A 17,047-nucleotide genomic window follows, 5' to 3' on the forward strand; every position below is an offset into this window, starting at 1 on the left:
ATCCGAACTGAGACCGGCTTTTTGGGATTCGCTCAACCTCGCGGTATAGCAGCCCTTTGTACCGGCCATTGTAGCATGTTTGCAGCCCTGGACATAAGGGGCATGATGACTTGACGTCGTCCCCACCTTCCTCCGAGTTGACCCCGGCGGTCTCCTACGAGTCCCCGGCATTACCCGCTGGCAACATAGGACAAGGGTTGCGCTCGTTGCGGGACTTAACCCAACATCTCACGACACGAGCTGACGACAGCCATGCACCACCTGTGTAGGGCCCCGAAGGACACCGCATCTCTGCGGCTTTTCCCTACATGTCAAGCCCAGGTAAGGTTCTTCGCGTTGCCTCGAATTAAGCAACATGCTCCGCCGCTTGTGCGGGCCCCCGTCAATTCCTTTGAGTTTTAGCCTTGCGGCCGTACTCCCCAGGCGGGGCACTTAATGCGTTAGCTGCGGCACGGAACCCGTTGATAAGGCCCCACACCTAGTGCCCAACGTTTACGGCGTGGACTACCAGGGTATCTAATCCTGTTCGCTACCCACGCTTTCGCTCCTCAGCGTCAGTTCCGGCCCAGAGCGCCGCCTTCGCCGCTGGTGTTCTTCCTGATATCTGCGCATTTCACCGCTACACCAGGAGTTCCACGCTCCCCTACCGGACTCAAGCCATACCAGTATCGGGTGGCGTCTCCGGGTTGAGCCCGGAGTTTTCACACCCGACTTAGCAAGCCGCCTACGAGCTCTTTACGCCCAATAAATCCGGACAACGCTCGCCCCCTACGTGTTACCGCGGCTGCTGGCACGTAGTTGGCCGGGGCTTCTTCTGCAGGTACCGTCAGTTTCGTCCCTGCCGAAAGGGGTTTACAACCCGAGAGCCTTCGTCCCCCACGCGGCGTTGCTGCGTCACGCTTTCGCGCATTAGCGCAATATTCCCCACTGCTGCCTCCCGTAGGAGTCTGGGCCGTGTCTCAGTCCCAGTGTGGCTGTTCGTCCTCTCAGACCAGCTACCCGTCGACGCCTTGGTGAGCCGTTACCTCACCAACAAGCTGATAGGCCGCGAGCCCCTCCCGAAGCGGAATCCATTTCCTCGTTGTCCCATGCGAGACCTCGAGGGCATCCGGTATTAGACCAGGTTTCCCCGGCTTGTCCCGGTCTTCGGGGCAGGTTGCTCACGTGTTACTCACCCGTTCGCCACTACACCTTCCCCGGTGTTGCCACCGGTTGGGTGCCGTTCGACTTGCATGTGTTAGGCACGCCGCCAGCGTTCGTCCTGAGCCAGGATCAAACTCTCCGTCGAGATCTCTCGGCCCGGAGGCCGGTCGATCGGATGAAACGAAGAGCCGGCGTCGGAGCTGGTTACTCGTCGGCCGACTGGCACCAGAATCGGATGGGTTGTCCGTTGGTGCGTTACTACTGATTGACGTCGCGGCGTCGCCGAAGCGACGGCGCGATCGCCCGCACTCGCTGTTTCGTCCTCTGTTCCGTTTTCAAGGAGCGACTCGGCACGCGCCTCGCACGAGGCGGTGGTGCCGTTCTGCTTGGCCGGGGGTGGCAGGATCTCCTGCTCCTTCCCGAATCGACGGTCGAGCGCTCGGCTCGGACCCGTCACCCGAAGCGGCTGATCACTCTATCAGGTCTTGCCGGGTCGTCAACCCGCCAAACCCTTCGAGCCGAGTGACCGGCCTGGCGTCGGGCTCCTGATCCTAGGAGGCCGCCGGCCCGGTTCCAACCTGCCGGCGGCTGACGCCTCCCCTCCGCTGCCGGGGGGGTCGGGTGGGCCACCTTACCGGCCCCCGGCGGCGATGCGGCACACGATCCGGAGGAGGAGTGCGGGCGCCGGCCCGGGCCACCACGGCGTCGGCCCGGGGCGGCCGAGCGCAGCGCCAGGCTCACCCGCCGAGCCCAGGGGCGCCGCGACGACGCCCGGCTCGCTCATCGCCGGCGCCACGGCGCCGACGGGACCGCATGCGCCGTGCCGCGCTGGTCGCGCTCGCCCTCGTCGCCGGGGCGTGCTCGTACCGCACGCCGCCGGTGGCGCTCACCCTCCCCGAACGGGCCCAGTCCTCCACGATCCTCGCCGCCGACGGGTCCGTCGTCACCGTCCTCCACGCCGAGGAGAACCGCCAGGACGTGCCCCTCGACCGGATGGCGCCCGTGCTGCGCGACGCCGTCGTCGCCATCGAGGACAGCCGCTTCTGGTCCCACAACGGCGTCGACCTGCGGGCCATCGCCAGGGCGGCGACGAGGGACGTGAGCGCGGGCGCGGCCGTCGAGGGCGGGTCGACGATCACCCAGCAGTACGTGAAGAACGCGCTCGTGGGCGACGAGGACCTGGCGTCGAGGAAGCTGCAGGAGGCGGTCGTCGCCGTCGAGCTCGAGCGGCACACGTCGAAGGAGCGGATCCTCGAGCTCTACCTGAACACCGTCTACTTCGGGAACGGGGCCTACGGCGCCCAGGCCGCCGCCGAGGAGTACTTCGGGACGGCCGCGGCCGACCTCACCCTCGCCCAGGCCGCCACCCTGGCCGGCCTGATCCGCTCGCCGTCGGCGACCGACCCCTACGAGCACCCGGACGCCGCGCTGGCCCGCCGGGACGTCGTGCTCCACCGGATGGCCGACCTCGGGGTCGCCTCGCCGGCCGCCGTCGCCGACGCCGAGGACGAGCCGCTCGGCCTCGTTGAGCGGCCCGAGACCGAGCGCTACCCGGCGCCCCACTTCGTCGAGGTCGTGAAGCGCTTCGTGCTCGACGACCCCCGCTTCGGGGCGACGAGGGTCGAGCGCCGGGCGCTGCTGTTCACCGGCGGCCTCCGCGTCTTCACCACGGTCGACCTGCGCCTCCAGGCCGCCGCCGAGGCCGCCGTCGACGCGGTCGTGACCGAGCCCGACCGGGACCCGACGGCCGCGCTGGTCGCCATGGACCCCGCCACCGGGGCCGTCAGGGCGCTGGTGGGCGGCCGCGACTTCTTCGGCACCGGCCCGACCGCCAAGTTTGACCTGGCCACCCAGGGCCGCCGCCCGGCCGGCTCGTCGTTCAAGCCGCTCGTGCTGGCGGCCGCGCTCGAGGAGGGCGCGTCGCTGGGCGACGTCCACCCTGCGCCGCCCCACCTGTCGCTCCCGGTGACCGGCGGCGTGTGGGAGGTCGACAACTACGACGGCGTGGACGGGGGGCAGGCGTCGCTGCTCGACGCCACCGTCTGGTCCTACAACACGGTCTACGCCCAGGTGATCCAGGAGGTCGGGGCGGCCGACGCCGTCCGCATGGCCGCCCGGCTGGGCGTGTCGTCGCCGCTCCAGGCCGTGCCGTCCGCCGTGCTCGGCGCCAACGACGTCAGCCCGCTCGACATGGCGGCCGCCTTCTCCACCCTCGCCGCCGGCGGCGTGCGGCGCCCGCCCGTGTTCGTCACCCGGGTGGAGGGGCCGGACGGCGAGGTGCTGTACGAGGCCGAGCCGGCAGCCGAGCGGGTGGTCGACGAGCGGGTCGCCGCCCAGGTCACGTCGGCGCTCCAGCAGGTGGTGGAGCGGGGCACCGGGGAGCGGGCCCGCCTCGACCGGCCGGCGGCCGGCAAGACCGGCACGGGCCAGGTCTGGGGCGACGCCTGGTTCGTCGGCTACACCCCCCACCTGGCCGCCTCGGTCTGGGTCGGGTTCCCGGAGGAGCAGGTGTCGATGCAGCCGCCCCGCACCCGGGAGCTCGTGACGGGCGGGACGTGGCCGGCGGAGATCTGGCGGGCGTTCATGGCCGACGCGCTCGACGGGGTGCCGCCCGAGTCCTTCGACCCGCCGCCCGACGGCGCCCCGGTCGCCCTGCCGGCCGGCGCCCCCGACGGCGCGCTCGAGGACGTGCGGCGGGTGGTCGGCATGCCCGCCGGTCCGGCCGAGGACCTCCTCACCAGGGCCGGGTTCGTGGTCGTCCGCACCGCCGTGCCGGCCGACGACTACCCGCCCGGCTACGTCGAGGGCCAGGACCCGGCGCCCGGCGCGCTCGTCCCCGCCGGCGCCACCGTCGCCCTGCGGGTGGCGACCGAACCGGCCGCCGTCGCCACCGTCCCGCCCGTGCTCGGGCTCCCCGTCGCCGACGCCACCGCAGCGGTGCGGCGCGCCGCGTTCCAGGTCGAGGTCGTCGAGGCGCCCGAGCCGAGCGTCGACGGGCCGGCGGCGCGGGCCGGCCTCGTGTGGCGCCAGGACCCGGCCGGCGGCGCGCCGGCGGCCCGGGGCGGCGTCGTCCGCCTCTGGGTCGACCCGCCGCCCGGCTGACGCCGCGTTGGGGCCGCCGCCCGGCGGTGGCACCCTTGGGGCCGATGGCCTCGCCGACCACGACCACGACCCCCACCGGCCGCCGGCCCCGCAGGCCGTGGACGGCCGGCCGGGTGGCGGCCGCCGTCGTGATCGCCGCCCTCGTCGCCATGTGGGCCTACGCCTTCTCCGGCGCGGCGAGCCACGAGTCACCGCTGCGGGTGGCCGACCGCCGGTGGGCGGACGGCGCCGCCGAGGCGTGCGCCCCGATGGTCGCCGCCATCGACGCACTCCCTCCGGCCAACACGGCGAGGACGCCCCAGGAGCGGGCCGAGGTCCTGCGCCGGGCCAACGCCGAGGTCGCGGCGACGATCGACCGCCTGGCCGCCGTGCCGCCGCCGGCCGACGCCGAGGACGCCCGGATGGTCGAGCGCTGGCTGGCCGACTGGCGGACCTACCTGGGCGACCGGGACGCCTACGCTGACCTGCTGGCCGCCGGCCGGGACGAGCGGTTCACGCTCACGGCGGTCAACGGCGACGCCATCACCGAGCAGATGGACGACTTCGCCCTCTACAACGACCTGCCCGACTGCGAGACGCCGGGCGACGTCTGACCCCGCAGCCGGGCCAGCCCGGCGGCGACCAGCCGGGCGACGCTCGGGTCGGCGCCGGGCGGCAGGCCGGCCACCGGGAACCAGGCGGCTCCCTCGGTCTCCCGCTCGCTCGGGCGGGGCTCGGCGCCCTCGGGCACGATCACCAGCCAGCGGACGTCGAGGTGGAGGTGCGTGCCCCGCCCGTCGTCGTCGGGCACCTCGTGGACGTCGAGGTCGACCGGGCCGGGGCCGACGACGGCGCCGGCCAGCCCGGTCTCCTCGGCGACCTCCGCCAGGGCGACGGCGGCGAGGTCGCCGTCGCCGTCGGCGTGGCCGCCGGGCTGGAGCCAGCGCCCGAGCTTGCGGTGGGCGACGAGGACGACGGCGGTGCCGGCCGGGTCGAGGACGGCCGCCGAGGCGGTGAGGTGCCCAGGCCGGCAGGCGCGGTCGAGGGCGTCGGGGTGGGTGTCGAGGAAGGCGAGGATGCGGTCGCGGGCCGGGCCGGGCGGGCCGGCGGCGACGGCCCGCCGGGCGGCGGCCAGGGCGGCGGGCGCCGTCATCCCGGATGGGCGGGGACGGGCGGGCGCCACGGAGACCCCGGGGCTGTCACGGGCCGGCACCACGGGGACCCCACGGCGGGCACGGGCGGGCGCCACGAGCACCGGGCCGCGGTCCCGGGCCGGCACCACGCGCGCCGGGCGGCGGGGTCGCTGATCCGGGAGCGGCCGGGACGGGCTGGCCGCACCGGCACCCGGCGGGGCGCGGCGGGCCCGCGCAGGGCGGCCGCCGCCACCGTCATCCCGGGCGGGACAGGTTGGGGTCGCCGGGGACGTACCAGCGCCACGGGTGCTCGGCGCCGGCCGTGAGGCCGATGCGGGTGCTGGTGCGCGACGCCGGCGGCGGGGTGCCGTCGTCGGCCAGCACGACGCCCCGGTCGCCGGTCACCGCGTCGGCGCCGTCGAACGTCCCGTCGATGCCGAACGCCTGGCACAGGCGGGCCGGCCCGGCCAGCAGGTCGCGGTCCCGCCTGGCCCTGGGCCGGGCCGCCCGCATGAGGTCGAGGCCGGCGAGCGGGGCCGCCGCCCGCAGCAGCACGGCGACGCCCTCGTCCTCGTCGCCGCACACCGCGTTCGCGCACCAGTGCATCCCGTACGTGAAGTAGACGTAGAGGTGCCCGGGCGGGCCGAACATGGTGGCGTTGCGCTTCGTCCTGCCCCGGTAGGCGTGGCTGCCGGGGTCGATCGGGCCCACGTAGGCCTCGACCTCGACCAGGCGGGCCACCCGCTCGCCCCGCACCAGCAGCTTCCCGAGCAGCTCGGGGGCGACCTCGCGGGGGTCGCGGCGGTAGAAGTCCCTGGCCACCGGCGACCAGGCGGCGGCCGGCGCCGCCGCGCCGTCAGTCATCGGCGGTGCGGTCCTCGTCGGCCTCGACCGAGCGGCGGTAGCGGTCCATCTGCACCCGCACCGGGCCGGGGCCGCCCCCGCCCGGGGTCGTCCTGCGGGTGGCGGCCACGCCCGGCTCGAGCAGCTCGAGGGCATCGGTGCCGAGGTCGGGGTGGGCCTCGACCAGCTCGGCCAGCGGCACGTGGCGCTCCACCGACGCCCTGACCAGGCTGGCCACCAGCTCGTGGGCCGTCCGGAACGGCGTCCCCCGCTCGACCAGGTACTCGGCCAGGTCGGTGGCCGCGGCGTCGGAGGTGTCGGCGGCCTGGCGCATCCGGTCGACGTCGAACACGGCCGTCGCCAGCAGGCCCCGCATGGCCGGGAGGGCGAGGCCGAGCTGGTCGAGCGCGTCGAACAGCGGCTCCTTGTCCTCCTGGAGGTCGCGGTTGTAGGCGAGGGGCAGGCCCTTCAGCATGGTGAGCAGGCCGGTGAGGTGGCCCACCAGCCGCCCGACCTTGCCCCTGGCCAGCTCGGCCACGTCCGGGTTCTTCTTCTGGGGCAGCATCGAGCTGCCGGTCGACCAGGCGTCGTCGAGGTGGACGAAGCGGAACTCGGCCGTCGACCACACGATCAGCTCCTCGCCGAGGCGGGAGAGGTGGACGCCGATCATGGCCAGGTCGAACAGCACCTCGGCGACGAAGTCGCGGTCGCTCACGGCGTCGAGGCTGTTCTCGAACGACGCCGCGAACCCGAGGTCGTCGGCCACGCCGTGCGGGTCGAGGGGCAGGGACGACCCGGCCAGGGCGCCGGCGCCGAGCGGCGACACGTCCAGGCGGCGGCGGGTGGCGAGCAGCCGGTCGACGTCGCGCCCGAACGCCCACCCGTGGGCCAGCAGGTGGTGGGCGAGCAGCACCGGCTGGGCCCGCTGGAGGTGGGTGTAGCCGGGCAGGTAGGCCTCGCCCGCCTCCTCGGCCCGGTCGAGCAGCACCCGGCGGAGGGCGACGACCTCGCGGGCCATGGCGAGGACCTCGCGCTTGGCGAACAGCCGGAGGTCGGTGGCGATCTGGTCGTTGCGGCTGCGGCCGGTGTGGAGCTTGCCGCCGGCCGGCCCGGCCAGCTCGGTCACCCGCCGCTCGACGGCGGTGTGGATGTCCTCGTCGCTCGGCTCGAACCGGAACGAGCCCTCGGCCAGCTCCTCGCCCACCCGGTCGAGGGCGGCGAGCAGGATGGCGGCCTCGTCGCCCGGGAGCACGCCCGCCCGCACCAGGCCCCGCACGTGGGCCCTCGACCCGACCAGGTCGTCGGCGGCGAGGCGCCGGTCGAAGTCGATGCTGCGGGTGAAGGCCAGCAGCTCGGGGGCGGGGCCGCCCGCGAACCGCCCCTTCCACAGGGTGGTCACCGCACGTCGGCCGTCGAGGCGAGGAGGAGGAAGGCGAGCAGGCCCCGGAAGGCGTGGCGGCGGTTGGCGGCCTGGGGCCAGACCCGGCTGGCCGGCCCGTCGATCACCTCGGCCGCCACCTCCTCGCCCCGGTGGGCGGGCAGGCAGTGGAGGAACACGGCGCCGGGGGCGGCCCTCGCCATGAGGGCGGCGTCGACGGTGTAGCCGGCGAAGTCCCGGCGGCGGCGCTCGGCCTCGGCCTCCTGGCCCATCGAGGCCCACACGTCGGTGTACAGCGCGTCGGCGCCGGCCGCCGCCTCGGCCGGGTCGCTGGTGGCGAGGACCGACGGGGCCCCGAGCGAGCGCACCCGCTCGACCTCGTCGTCGGGCACGCCGTAGCCCTCGGGGCAGGCCCACCGCACGCCCATGCCGGCCAGGGCGGCGGCCCGGCCGAGCGAGCGGGCCACGTTGTTGAAGTCGCCGACGTAGGCGACCGTCCGGCCGGTGAGCACGCCGAACTCGTCACGGAGCGTGAGCAGGTCGGCGAGCGCCTGGCACGGGTGGGCGTCGTCGGAGAGCAGGTTGATCACCGGCACCGGGGCGACGGCGGCCATCCGCTCGAGCTTGGCGTGCTCGAACACCCTGGCCCCGATGGCCGCGTGGTAGCAGCCGAGCGTGCGGGCCACGTCCTCGGCCGTCTCCCGCACGTCGATGCCGACCTCCTCGCCGCGGATGGCGACGGGGTGGCCGCCGAGGTCGACCACCGCGGCCTCGCACGAGTTGCGGGTCCTGGCCGACGGCTTCTCGAACAGCAGGGCCACGCACCGGGCCGCGAGCGGCCGGGCCTCGGGCGACCGGCCGGCCAGGTCGAGGACGGCGGCCAGCTCGTCGGCGGTCAGGTCGTCGGTCTCGAGCAGGTGCCGGGGCGCGCTCACGCCCCGATCCTGCCAGCCCGGCGACCCGCGGGCGGCGGACCGCCGCCCGCGTTCGCTACCGGGCGCCGACCTGCCGGCGGACGTCGGCCAGGATGGCCGCCAGCAGGCGGCTGACGTGCACCTGGCTCACGCCGAGGCGGGCCGCGATCTCGGCCTGGGTCATGTCGTGGAAGAAGCGCAACCGCAGGATGAGCTGGTCGCGCTCCCCCAGGCCGGCGAGGACCGGGGCGGCGGTGGTGACGTCCTCGACCGCGTCGTAGCGGGCGTCGTCGTCGCCGAGGCGGGCGGCGAGGGAGGTCTCACCGTCGTCGTCGGCCCCCGACGTGGCGTCGATCGAGGACGCCCGGTAGCCCCTGGCCGCCTCCAGCGCCTGGAGGACGTCCTCGTCGCTGGTGCCGAGCTCGACGGCCAGCTCCTCGACGGTCGGGGCCCGCCCCAGCGTGTGCTGGAGGCGCTCCCTGGCCGCGCTGGTGGCGAGGTGCAGCTCCTTGACGCGGCGGGGGACGCGGACGGCCCACGCCCGGTCGCGGAGGTGGCGCTTCAGCTCGCCGAGGATGGTGGGCACGGCGAACGTGGCGAACTCGACCCCGCGTTCGGGGTCGAAGCGGTCGATGGCGAGCACGAGGCCCAGGTAGGCGACCTGCTCGAGGTCCTCCAGCGACTCGCCGCCCCGCTGGAACCGGCGGGCGAGGAAGCGGGCGAGCCCGAGGTGTTCGTTGACGAGCTGGTTCCGGAGGCTGCGGGATCCGCTGCGTCGGTACTCCGCGAAGGACCCTTGCGGGCGCCCTTCGCCGGGCACCGCAGCACCGGTCGTGGCTGTGGTCACGGCTCCTCTCCTCGGGTCTTTCGAGCCCGGAAGGTGGGGTCGCCGAGATCCCCGATCGCGTACTCGTCGAGAACGGCGTCGAGCATTCGCCGGCGGGCCTCCCCATCATCCGTAGCGGCGGATGCCGTCCCTCTACCCTCGATCGTGAGCTCCGACGCATTGAGTGAGAAAGAAAGGCGCAGCCTGCCCACTCCGTGTGGTCCTCCCAGCACGGCCCGGCAGAGCTCGTCGACGCCGCGGCAGAGGTCCTCGATCTGGTCGAGGTCGAACCCCGCGCGCGCCGCCAGGTCGCTCGCGGCGAGGCGCGCGAGGTGGAGGGCGCCGGGTCGGTTGGCCAGGTCGAGGACGACCGTCCCGGAGGGGGGAACGGAAGGCGCCACGGAAGGCCCACGGTACCGTCGCGGACCGCACCGCCGTGGACCGCACCGTCGGTGCTACGTTCGCCGTGGTGGCACCTCCGGGCCGTGAGGGGCCGGCCGAGCAGGTCGACGGGCTCGACGTGGTCGTCCTCGAGCACGACGGGTCGACCCTCCTGCGAGTGGTCGGCGAGATCGACTCCTACACCGCGCCCCTGCTCCGCCGCCGCCTGGTCGAGCAGGTCGACCGCCGGGCCGTCGAGGTCGTCGTCGACCTGGCCGAGACCACCCTCATCGACTCGACGGGCCTGGGCGTGCTCGTCGCCGCGGCCGCCCGCCTCCGCGAGGCCGGGGGCCGGCTGGTCGTGCTCTGCCCCTCGCCGTTCCTCCGGGAGGTGTTCGCCCTGAGCGGCGTGGACCAGCTCCTCGACATCGTCACGTCCGATGGCCCTGCCGGAGGCTGAAGCCGACGGCCCAGGGACCGACGGCGACGCCCTGGTCGTCGCCCACCTCCCCGCGGCGCCGGCGTTCATCCGCCTGGCCCGCCTGCTCGTGTCCTGCTTCCTCGAGACCCACCTGCGGGTCGGCGAGATCCGCGACCACGGGATCCGCCTCGCGGTGACCGAGGTGTTCACCGCCGCCGTCGAGGCCCACGGCCGGGCCGCGGTCGACGCCCCGCTCGTGCTGCGCCTCGCGCTCCACGACGGCAACGCCTGCATCTCGCTCCAGGACGCCGCGCCGCACGGGAACGGTGGCCGCCCCGAGGTGGCCGACCCCCGGGTGCACGGCGGCCTCGTGCTGGCCAGGGCGCTCGTGGACGACGCCTGGGTCGAGCCGACGCCCGACGGCCAGGTCGTCCACCTGCTCGTGCACGGGGCCGGCCGGTGAACGGCCTCGACCTCTCCTCGCTCGTCCCCCGCCTGGCCGCCGCCGAGCCGAGCCAGCTCGTCCCCACCCTCGACCGGTTCCTCGCCACCTGCCCCTGGTACCGGGGCGTGCGCCTGCTCGTCCCCGACCACGGCGACCGCGTCCTCGTCGACCCCCACGGCGACCGTCGCCCCATCGCCATCGAGGGCCCGCTCGCCGACGCCTACCGGTCCTGCGACCTGGTGCTGGCCGGCGCCGGCGCCGACGCCGCCATCCTCGTGCCGCTCCGCATGCGGGCCGACTGCGTCGGGATCCTCGAGGTCCGCGCCGACGGGGTGCCCGGCGAGGCCGACCTGGCCACCGTGGCCGCCATCGGCCACATCGTCGGGCTGGTGCTGTGGGCCGGCCGCAACGACATGGAGTTCGTCGAGCGCTGCCGCCGCCTGCACCCGATGTCGCTCTCCGCGGAGATTCAGTGGGACCTGCTGTCGAGCCGGGTCGAGACCGGGTTCGGGTACGCGGCCGCCGGGTGGATGGAGCCGGCCTACGACGTCGGCGGCGACACCTTCGACCTGGCCGTCGACGTCGGCGTGCTGTGGGTGTCGTCGATCGACGCCATGGGCCACGGCCTCGAGGCGGGGGTGGCGAGCGGCGTGGCGCTGAGCGCCATCCGCAACGCCCGCCGGACCGGCGGCGGGGTCGCCGACCAGGCCGCTGCCGTCAACGAGGCCCTGTTGCGGCTCTGGCAGGGCGAGCGCTTCGCCACCCTCCTGCTGCTCCGCCTCGACGTCGCCACCGGCGAGGTCGAGGCGGTCAACGCCGGCCACCCGCTCGCCCGCCGGGTGCGGCGGGGGAACGTCGACGCCCTCGGCCTCGCCGTGGACGTGCCACCCGGCCTGACCGGCACGGCCACCTACCGGGCCCAGCGCTTCCGGCTGGAGCCGGGCGACCGCATCGTCGCCGCCAGCGACGGCGTGGCCGGCGCGGCCATCGACGGAGGCGTGCCCTACGGAGCCGACCGGATCGACCGCGCCCTCGCCGAGTGGCACGACCTCGCCCCCGCGCACCTCGTGCGCACGCTCGCCTGGCAGGTGCTCTCCCACGCCGGCGACCGCCTGCGGGACGACGCCACGATCGTCTGCGTGGACTGGGGGGGCGGCGACGGGGCCTGAGGCTGGGGGGTGGGCCGGCGACGACGGGGTAGGCCGGACGGGAGGCATGCCGTCGCCCCACCACGTCGTGACGCCCGAGGACGCCTGGCGGTCCTGGGCGAGGAACGTCGGGCTCCCCATCCCCGACTGGGGAACGCCGGGCAAGGCCGTCGTCGTGGCCCCCTCGTACGTGGACCCGGTGGTGGCCGCCGGCGGCACCCTGTGCCGGCTGGAGGCGCTCGGCTGGCACCTCACGATCCTCGTCGTCACCGGCCGGGCGGACCGGGTGAGCGACAGCCTGCTCGTCGCCGGCCAGGTGGAGCTGGTGGGCGAGGCCGACGGCAGCCGGGCGCTACGCCGGCTCGGGCTGGCCAGGGCCCCCGTCTGCCACCTGCACCTGCCAGCCGCCGGGCCCGTGCCCGACCCCGACCACCTGGTCCGCCTCCTCGCCTACGAGCTGGTCGGCTGCCGGTGGTGCATCGCCCCGTTCCCCGGCGAGGCGGACGCGGCCAGGGCGACGGTGGGCGCCGCCGCGTCCCGGGCGGCGAGGGGGGCCGGCGCGGCGGTGGCCGCCTACCCGGTCGACGTGTGGTCGTGGGCCGAGCCCGGCGGCGACGACCTGCCGTGGGCCAGGGCGGCGGCCCAGCCCCTGGACGACGTCACCCTCGGCCGCAAGGCCGACGCCGTCTCCGAGCTGAGCACGGCCGCGGTGGCCGTCGGCGAGGCCCCGCTCGCCGGCCCGGCGGCCCGCTCCTGGGAGCTGTTCTTCGTCGAGTAGCGCTCAGCCCCGCAGGGACGCAGGGTGGGCGGCCTCGACGGCGTCGATGCAGGCCTGGCGGACGCGGCCGAGCTCCTCGTCGGTCAGGGTCCGGTCGGGCGCCTGGAACCGGAGCCGGTAGGCCAGGCTGCGCCGCCCGGGCGCCACCTGGGCCCCCCGGAAGACGTCGAACAGCCGGACGGCCTCGAGCAGCGGCCCGCCCGCGTCCCGCAGGGTCGCCTCGACGGCGGCCGCGGGCGTGCGCTCGTCGACCTCGAAGGCGAGGTCCACGTCGCTCGACGGGTAGCGGCTGACGTGCCGGTAGGCCCGCGTCGCCCTGGCCAGGGCGGACAGGGCGCCCAGGTCGACCTCGAGCCAGCCGACGCGCCCGTCGAGGTCGTGGGCCGCAGCCACGTCGGGGTCGACCTCGCCGACGGCGCCGATCGGCGCCCCGGCGGCCTCGATCCTCGCCGTGCGGGTCGGGTGGAGCCCGGGGACGGCGTCGTCGGCCACGAGGTCGGCGCTCACACGCAGGGCGTCGGCCAGCACCCGCCACACCTCGACGGCGGCCTCGGCCCCCGAGCCGGCCATGGCCGCGCCGAGGTGCTCGCGCTCGTCCGGCAGGCGGGCGCCGTCGACGGGCGGCCGGTACACGTGGCCGACCTCGAACAAGGCGACGTCGCCGTTGCGGTGCGACGCGTTGTAGGCCAGCGCCTTCAGCAGCCCGGGCAGGAGCGACGTGCGGAGGACGGACTCCTCGGCGGCGAGTGGGTTGGCCAGGCGCAGGCCGTGCGGGTCGAGGCCGGCCCGCTCGAGGTCGCCGGGGGCGAGGAACGGCACGGGCATGGCCTCGCACAGGCCGAGGCCGACGAGCACGTCGCGGGCCCGGCGCCGGTCCCGCTGGGCCTCGGTGAGGGAGCCGGCCCTCGTGATCGCCGGGACGGTCTTCGCGATGCGGGAGTAGCCGTGGTGGCGGCCCACCTCCTCGACCACGTCGGTCTCGGTGGCCGTGTCGGGCCGGAAGCTCGGGACGACCACCTCGTGGACGCCGGGCTCGACCAGGTCGGCGGTGAACCCGATGGGGCGGAGGTGGCGGGCGACGTCGTCGTCGAGCAGCTCCGTCCCGAGCAGGGCGTTGACCCTGGCCGTGCGGACCCGCAGGCGCGGCCGCTCCGGCAGGTTGCCCCGCTCGTCGATCACCCCGGGCGCCAGCCGGGCGCCCGACGGGGCCACCAGCTCGGCGAAGCGGGCGGCGGCCAGCTCCAGCACCTCGGGGTCGCAGCCCCGCTCGAACCGGGCCGACGCCTCGGTCCGCAGGCCGAGCCGCTTGGCCGTGCGGGCGACGGCCATCGGCGCGAACCAGGCCAGCTCGAGCAGCACCTCCGTGGTCGACGGGCCGATCTCGGTGGACGCCCCGCCCATCACGCCGGCGAGGCCGATCGGGGCGTCGTCGCCGTCGCAGATCAGCAGGTCGCCGTCGACGAGCGCCCTCGTCACGCCGTCGAGGGTCTCGAGCGACTCGCCGGCGCGGGCCCGGCGGACGCGGATGCGGCGGCCGGCCAGCCGGGCCAGGTCGTAGGCGTGGTTGGGCTGCCCGAGCTCGAGCATCACGTAGTTCGAGGCGTCGACCACCGAGTTGATGGGCCGCATGCCGGCCAGGGTGAGCCGGGCGGCGACGGCCGGAGGGGACGGCGCCACCGACACGCCGTCGAGCACACGGGCGACGAAGCGGCCGCAGGCGTCGGGGTCGAGGATCTCGACGGTCGCCCGCCCACCGGCCGGGTCGCCGGCCTCCGCGGGGGCCGGCTCGGGCAGGCGGAACGGCAGCCCCAGGCGGCCGGCGACGTCGCGGGCCACGCCGGCCACCGACATGGCGTCGGGCCGGTTGGGGTTGATCTCGAGGTCGTAGCGGACGTCGCCGGCCAGCCCGAGCGCCTCGACGAGCGGGGCGCCGGGCTCGAGGCCGTCGGGGAGCACGAGGATGCCGGACGCGTCGGTGCCGAGGCCGAGCTCGGCGGCCGAGCACAGCATCCCGTTCGACCACTCCCCCATGACCTTGCGCCGGCCGATGTCGCGGCCGTCGGGCATGGTCGTGCCGACCGGCGCCATGGGCACGAGGTCGCCGGCGGCCATGTTGAACGCCCCGCAGACGATCTGGAGGGGGCCGCCGTCGCCCGGGTCGACGTCGACCAGCTGGACGCGCTCGGCCCTCGGCAGCGGCCGGGTGGCGAGCACGCGCGCCACCCGGAAGGGCTCGAGGCCGGCGTCGAGGCGGTCGAGGGACTCGACGGCCATGCCGAGGTCGCTCATCGTGTCGCCGAGCGCGACGGGGTCGCCGTCGAACGGCGCGAACTCGCGGAGCCAGGAGAGCAGGACCTTCATCGGGCCTCAGAACTGGGAGAGGAAGCGGACGTCGTTGGTGTAGAGCTCGCGGAGGTCGTCGACGCCTTCGCGCGAGGCGGCCAGCCGGTCGATGCCGAACCCGAAGGCGAACCCCGACCACTCCTCGGGGTCGAGGCCGACGGCCCGGAACACGTTCGGGTGGACCATGCCGCACCCGCCGAGCTCCAGCCAGGAGCCGTCGGGGCGCTGGATGTCGAACTCGCCGGACGGCTCGGTGAACGGGAAGTACGACGGGCGCAGGCGCGACGAGAAGTCGCCCCCGAAGTAGGCCTTCGTGAACGCGTCCATCGTCCCGGCCAGGTCGCCGAGCGTGATGTGGCGGTCGACCACCAGCCCCTCGATCTGGTGGAACACGGGCATGTGGGTGGCGTCGGCCGTGTCCCTGCGGAACACCCGGCCTGGGGCGACCACGTACACCGGCGGCGGGGTGGACTCGAGGACCCGGACCTGGACCGGCGAGGTGTGGGTCCGCAGCATCGTGCTCTCGGCCGCGCCGAGCTCGACGAAGAGCGTGTCCTGCATGGCCCTCGCCGGGTGGTCGGGCGGGAAGTTGAGGGCCTCGAAGTTGTACCAGTCGGACTCGACCTCGGGCCCCTCGGCGACCTCGAAGCCCATGCCGACGAACACGTCGATCAGGCGGTCCATGGCCTGGGTGACGAGGTGCAGGTGGCCGCGACCCCGGCGCTGGATGACCTCGGTCAGGTCGAGGCGCTCGGCCTCCAGGCGGGCCCGGCGCTCCTCGGCCTGGAGGGCCGCCCGGCGCTCGGCCACGGCGGCGCCCACGTCGGCCAGGGCGGCGTTGATGGCCTTGCCGTCGGCCGGCCGCTCGTCGGGCGCCAGGGTGGCGAGGCGCTTCTTCAGCGAGTTGAGCCCGGCACCCCGGCCGAGCACCTCGAGCTCGACGGCCCTGAGGTCGTCGAGGGTGGCGGCCTCGGCCACGGCGGCCGCGGCCCGGTCCCGGAGGGCGTCGATCTCGTCGTTCATCGGTGCATCGGTCATCGCGGGTGGACGTCCTCGAACGAGGTGGCGGGCAGGGTAAAGCAGAACGTCGCCCCCTCGCCCGGCTTTGACGAGGCCGTGAGGCGGCCGCCGTGAGCCTCCACCAAGCCGCGGCTGATCCACAAGCCGAGCCCCGTGCCGGTGGGCCGGCCGTGCTCCCGCCGGAAGAACTTGGTGAAGACCCTGGGCAGGTCCTCGGGGGCGATGCCGGGGCCGCGGTCGGTCACCGACACGGACACCTCGGCGCCCGCCGCCCGGCCGACGACCCGCACGCCGACGGGGTCGCCGTACTTCGCCGCGTTCTCGACGAGGTTGGTGAGCACCTGCTCGAGCTTGTCGGGGTCGGCGTAGATCTCGGGCACGTCGGCGAAGTCGACCTCGGCGACGAGGTCCGGGTAGGCCATGGCGACCGTGTCGACCACGGTGCGGGCCACGGCCGCGAGGTCGACCATCTGGCGGCGGAGGACGAGGCGGCCGGTCTCCAGGCGGCTGATGTCGAGCAGCTCGCCGACCAGCCGGGTGACCCGGTCGGCGTCGTGGTGGACCTGCTCGAGCATGAGCCGCTTCTGGTCGTCGGGGAGGCGGTCCCAGCGGTGCAGCAGCAGCGACGTGTAGCCCTTCACCGAGGTGAGCGGCGAGCGCAGCTCGTGGCTGACGGTCGAGACGACGTCCATGCCCGACGAGCCGGCGGGGCGGAGGACGACCGCGGCCGTCCCGTCGCCGGAGCGGCGGGCGGCGACGGCGACGCGGCGGCCGCCGACGTCGGCCTCCCGCTCGCCGGGCCCGTCCCACCCGTCGCCCAGCAGGTCGGCCGCCGGCGTGCCGACCAGGTCGGCGGCCGGGCGGTCGAGCAGGCCGGCGGCGAGGGCGTTGGCCGAGGCCACCCGCCCGTCGCCGTCCACCCGCACCACGGCCACGGGCAGGTCCTCGTCGGTCACCGGCCCGCCCTCCGGCGCTGGCGCACGGCCTCGAAGCAGACGACGGCGCCGGCCATGCCGACGTTCAGCGACTCGGCGCGGCCGGCCATCGGGATCGTCACGGCCTCGTCGACGGCGGCGGCGAAGGCGGGCGCCAGCCCGTGGGCCTCGTTGCCGAGGACGACGGCGATCGGCCCGGTCAGGTCGACCTCGTCGTAGGGCCGGCCGCCGGCGACGACGGTGCCCAGCCGCCGCACG

16 protein-coding genes and 1 rRNA gene are annotated in these 17,047 nt (G+C 75.1%); 6 read left to right on the forward strand and 11 right to left on the reverse strand.

Annotated features, from left to right (window positions below; translation table 11 throughout):
• Nucleotides 1-1,288, reverse strand: a 16S ribosomal RNA gene (locus VGB14_20470); the annotation flags it as partial.
• Between the two features lie 668 nt (nucleotides 1,289-1,956).
• Between VGB14_20470 and VGB14_20475 the strand changes: the two genes are divergently transcribed.
• A complete protein-coding gene (locus VGB14_20475) occupies nucleotides 1,957-4,245 on the forward strand; it encodes a transglycosylase domain-containing protein (GenBank protein HEX9995309.1) in 2,289 nt (762 codons plus the stop codon).
• Between the two features lie 44 nt (nucleotides 4,246-4,289).
• Entirely contained in the window at nucleotides 4,290-4,838 is a 549-nt protein-coding gene (locus VGB14_20480; protein HEX9995310.1) for a hypothetical protein, read from the forward strand.
• On the opposite strand, the gene VGB14_20485 is transcribed toward VGB14_20480, so the two are convergent.
• The 6 genes from VGB14_20485 to VGB14_20510 all read right to left on the reverse strand — a co-directional run bounded on the left by VGB14_20485 (nucleotide 4,796) and on the right by VGB14_20510 (nucleotide 9,719).
• The gene (locus VGB14_20485; protein ID HEX9995311.1) at nucleotides 4,796-5,377 is read right to left on the reverse strand and encodes an NUDIX domain-containing protein; all 582 of its coding nucleotides are present in this window, start codon (nucleotides 5,375-5,377) and stop codon (nucleotides 4,796-4,798) included. The two genes, VGB14_20480 and VGB14_20485, sit on opposite strands and share 43 nt — an antisense overlap.
• A gap of 235 nt (nucleotides 5,378-5,612) precedes the next feature.
• A complete protein-coding gene (locus VGB14_20490) occupies nucleotides 5,613-6,221 on the reverse strand; it encodes a DNA-3-methyladenine glycosylase (GenBank protein HEX9995312.1) in 609 nt (202 codons plus the stop codon).
• Entirely contained in the window at nucleotides 6,214-7,599 is a 1,386-nt protein-coding gene (gene argH, locus VGB14_20495; protein HEX9995313.1) for an argininosuccinate lyase, read from the reverse strand. The genes VGB14_20490 and argH overlap by 8 nt, the downstream gene beginning before the upstream one ends.
• Nucleotides 7,596-8,513, reverse strand: a complete 918-nt coding sequence (argF, locus tag VGB14_20500; protein ID HEX9995314.1) for an ornithine carbamoyltransferase — start codon at nucleotides 8,511-8,513, stop codon at nucleotides 7,596-7,598. The genes argH and argF overlap by 4 nt, the downstream gene beginning before the upstream one ends.
• Nucleotides 8,514-8,568: 55 nt before the next feature.
• Complete coding sequence (locus VGB14_20505; protein HEX9995315.1) at nucleotides 8,569-9,339, reverse strand: SigB/SigF/SigG family RNA polymerase sigma factor; 771 nt, start codon at nucleotides 9,337-9,339, stop codon at nucleotides 8,569-8,571.
• Nucleotides 9,336-9,719, reverse strand: coding sequence for a hypothetical protein (locus VGB14_20510; GenBank protein HEX9995316.1), 384 nt, complete (start codon nucleotides 9,717-9,719; stop codon nucleotides 9,336-9,338). Before VGB14_20510 ends, VGB14_20505 begins: the two co-directional genes overlap by 4 nt.
• A gap of 35 nt (nucleotides 9,720-9,754) precedes the next feature.
• Between VGB14_20510 and VGB14_20515 the strand changes: the two genes are divergently transcribed.
• The 4 genes from VGB14_20515 to VGB14_20530 are packed head-to-tail and all read left to right on the forward strand — an operon-like array spanning nucleotide 9,755 to nucleotide 12,491.
• Nucleotides 9,755-10,159, forward strand: coding sequence for an STAS domain-containing protein (locus VGB14_20515; protein HEX9995317.1), 405 nt, complete (start codon nucleotides 9,755-9,757; stop codon nucleotides 10,157-10,159).
• Nucleotides 10,140-10,583 carry an ATP-binding protein gene (locus tag VGB14_20520; GenBank protein HEX9995318.1) on the forward strand — a complete coding sequence of 148 codons (444 nt, stop codon included), beginning with the start codon at nucleotides 10,140-10,142 and terminating at the stop codon, nucleotides 10,581-10,583. The genes VGB14_20515 and VGB14_20520 overlap by 20 nt, the downstream gene beginning before the upstream one ends.
• Nucleotides 10,580-11,734: a PP2C family protein-serine/threonine phosphatase gene (locus tag VGB14_20525; protein ID HEX9995319.1), complete on the forward strand. Its 1,155-nt coding sequence runs from the start codon at nucleotides 10,580-10,582 to the stop codon at nucleotides 11,732-11,734. The genes VGB14_20520 and VGB14_20525 overlap by 4 nt, the downstream gene beginning before the upstream one ends.
• A gap of 46 nt (nucleotides 11,735-11,780) precedes the next feature.
• Nucleotides 11,781-12,491: a hypothetical protein gene (locus tag VGB14_20530; GenBank protein HEX9995320.1), complete on the forward strand. Its 711-nt coding sequence runs from the start codon at nucleotides 11,781-11,783 to the stop codon at nucleotides 12,489-12,491.
• Between the two features lie 3 nt (nucleotides 12,492-12,494).
• Here the strand turns inward: VGB14_20530 and pheT are convergent, their stop codons facing one another.
• From pheT to VGB14_20550, 4 genes are all read right to left on the reverse strand, one after another.
• On the reverse strand, nucleotides 12,495-14,852 hold the full coding sequence (gene pheT, locus VGB14_20535; GenBank protein HEX9995321.1) for a phenylalanine--tRNA ligase subunit beta: 2,358 nt from the start codon (nucleotides 14,850-14,852) through the stop codon (nucleotides 12,495-12,497).
• A gap of 6 nt (nucleotides 14,853-14,858) precedes the next feature.
• Entirely contained in the window at nucleotides 14,859-15,872 is a 1,014-nt protein-coding gene (gene pheS, locus VGB14_20540; GenBank protein HEX9995322.1) for a phenylalanine--tRNA ligase subunit alpha, read from the reverse strand.
• Nucleotides 15,869-16,810, reverse strand: a complete 942-nt coding sequence (locus VGB14_20545; GenBank protein HEX9995323.1) for a PAS domain-containing sensor histidine kinase — start codon at nucleotides 16,808-16,810, stop codon at nucleotides 15,869-15,871. Before VGB14_20545 ends, pheS begins: the two co-directional genes overlap by 4 nt.
• Nucleotides 16,807-17,047: TrmH family RNA methyltransferase (locus tag VGB14_20550; GenBank protein HEX9995324.1), on the reverse strand; the 241-nt coding region annotated here is incomplete at its 5' end. The genes VGB14_20550 and VGB14_20545, both read right to left, overlap by 4 nt.

The sequence above is a fragment of the Acidimicrobiales bacterium genome, assembly GCA_036399815.1.
Lineage (GTDB): Bacteria > Actinomycetota > Acidimicrobiia > Acidimicrobiales > DASWMK01 > DASWMK01.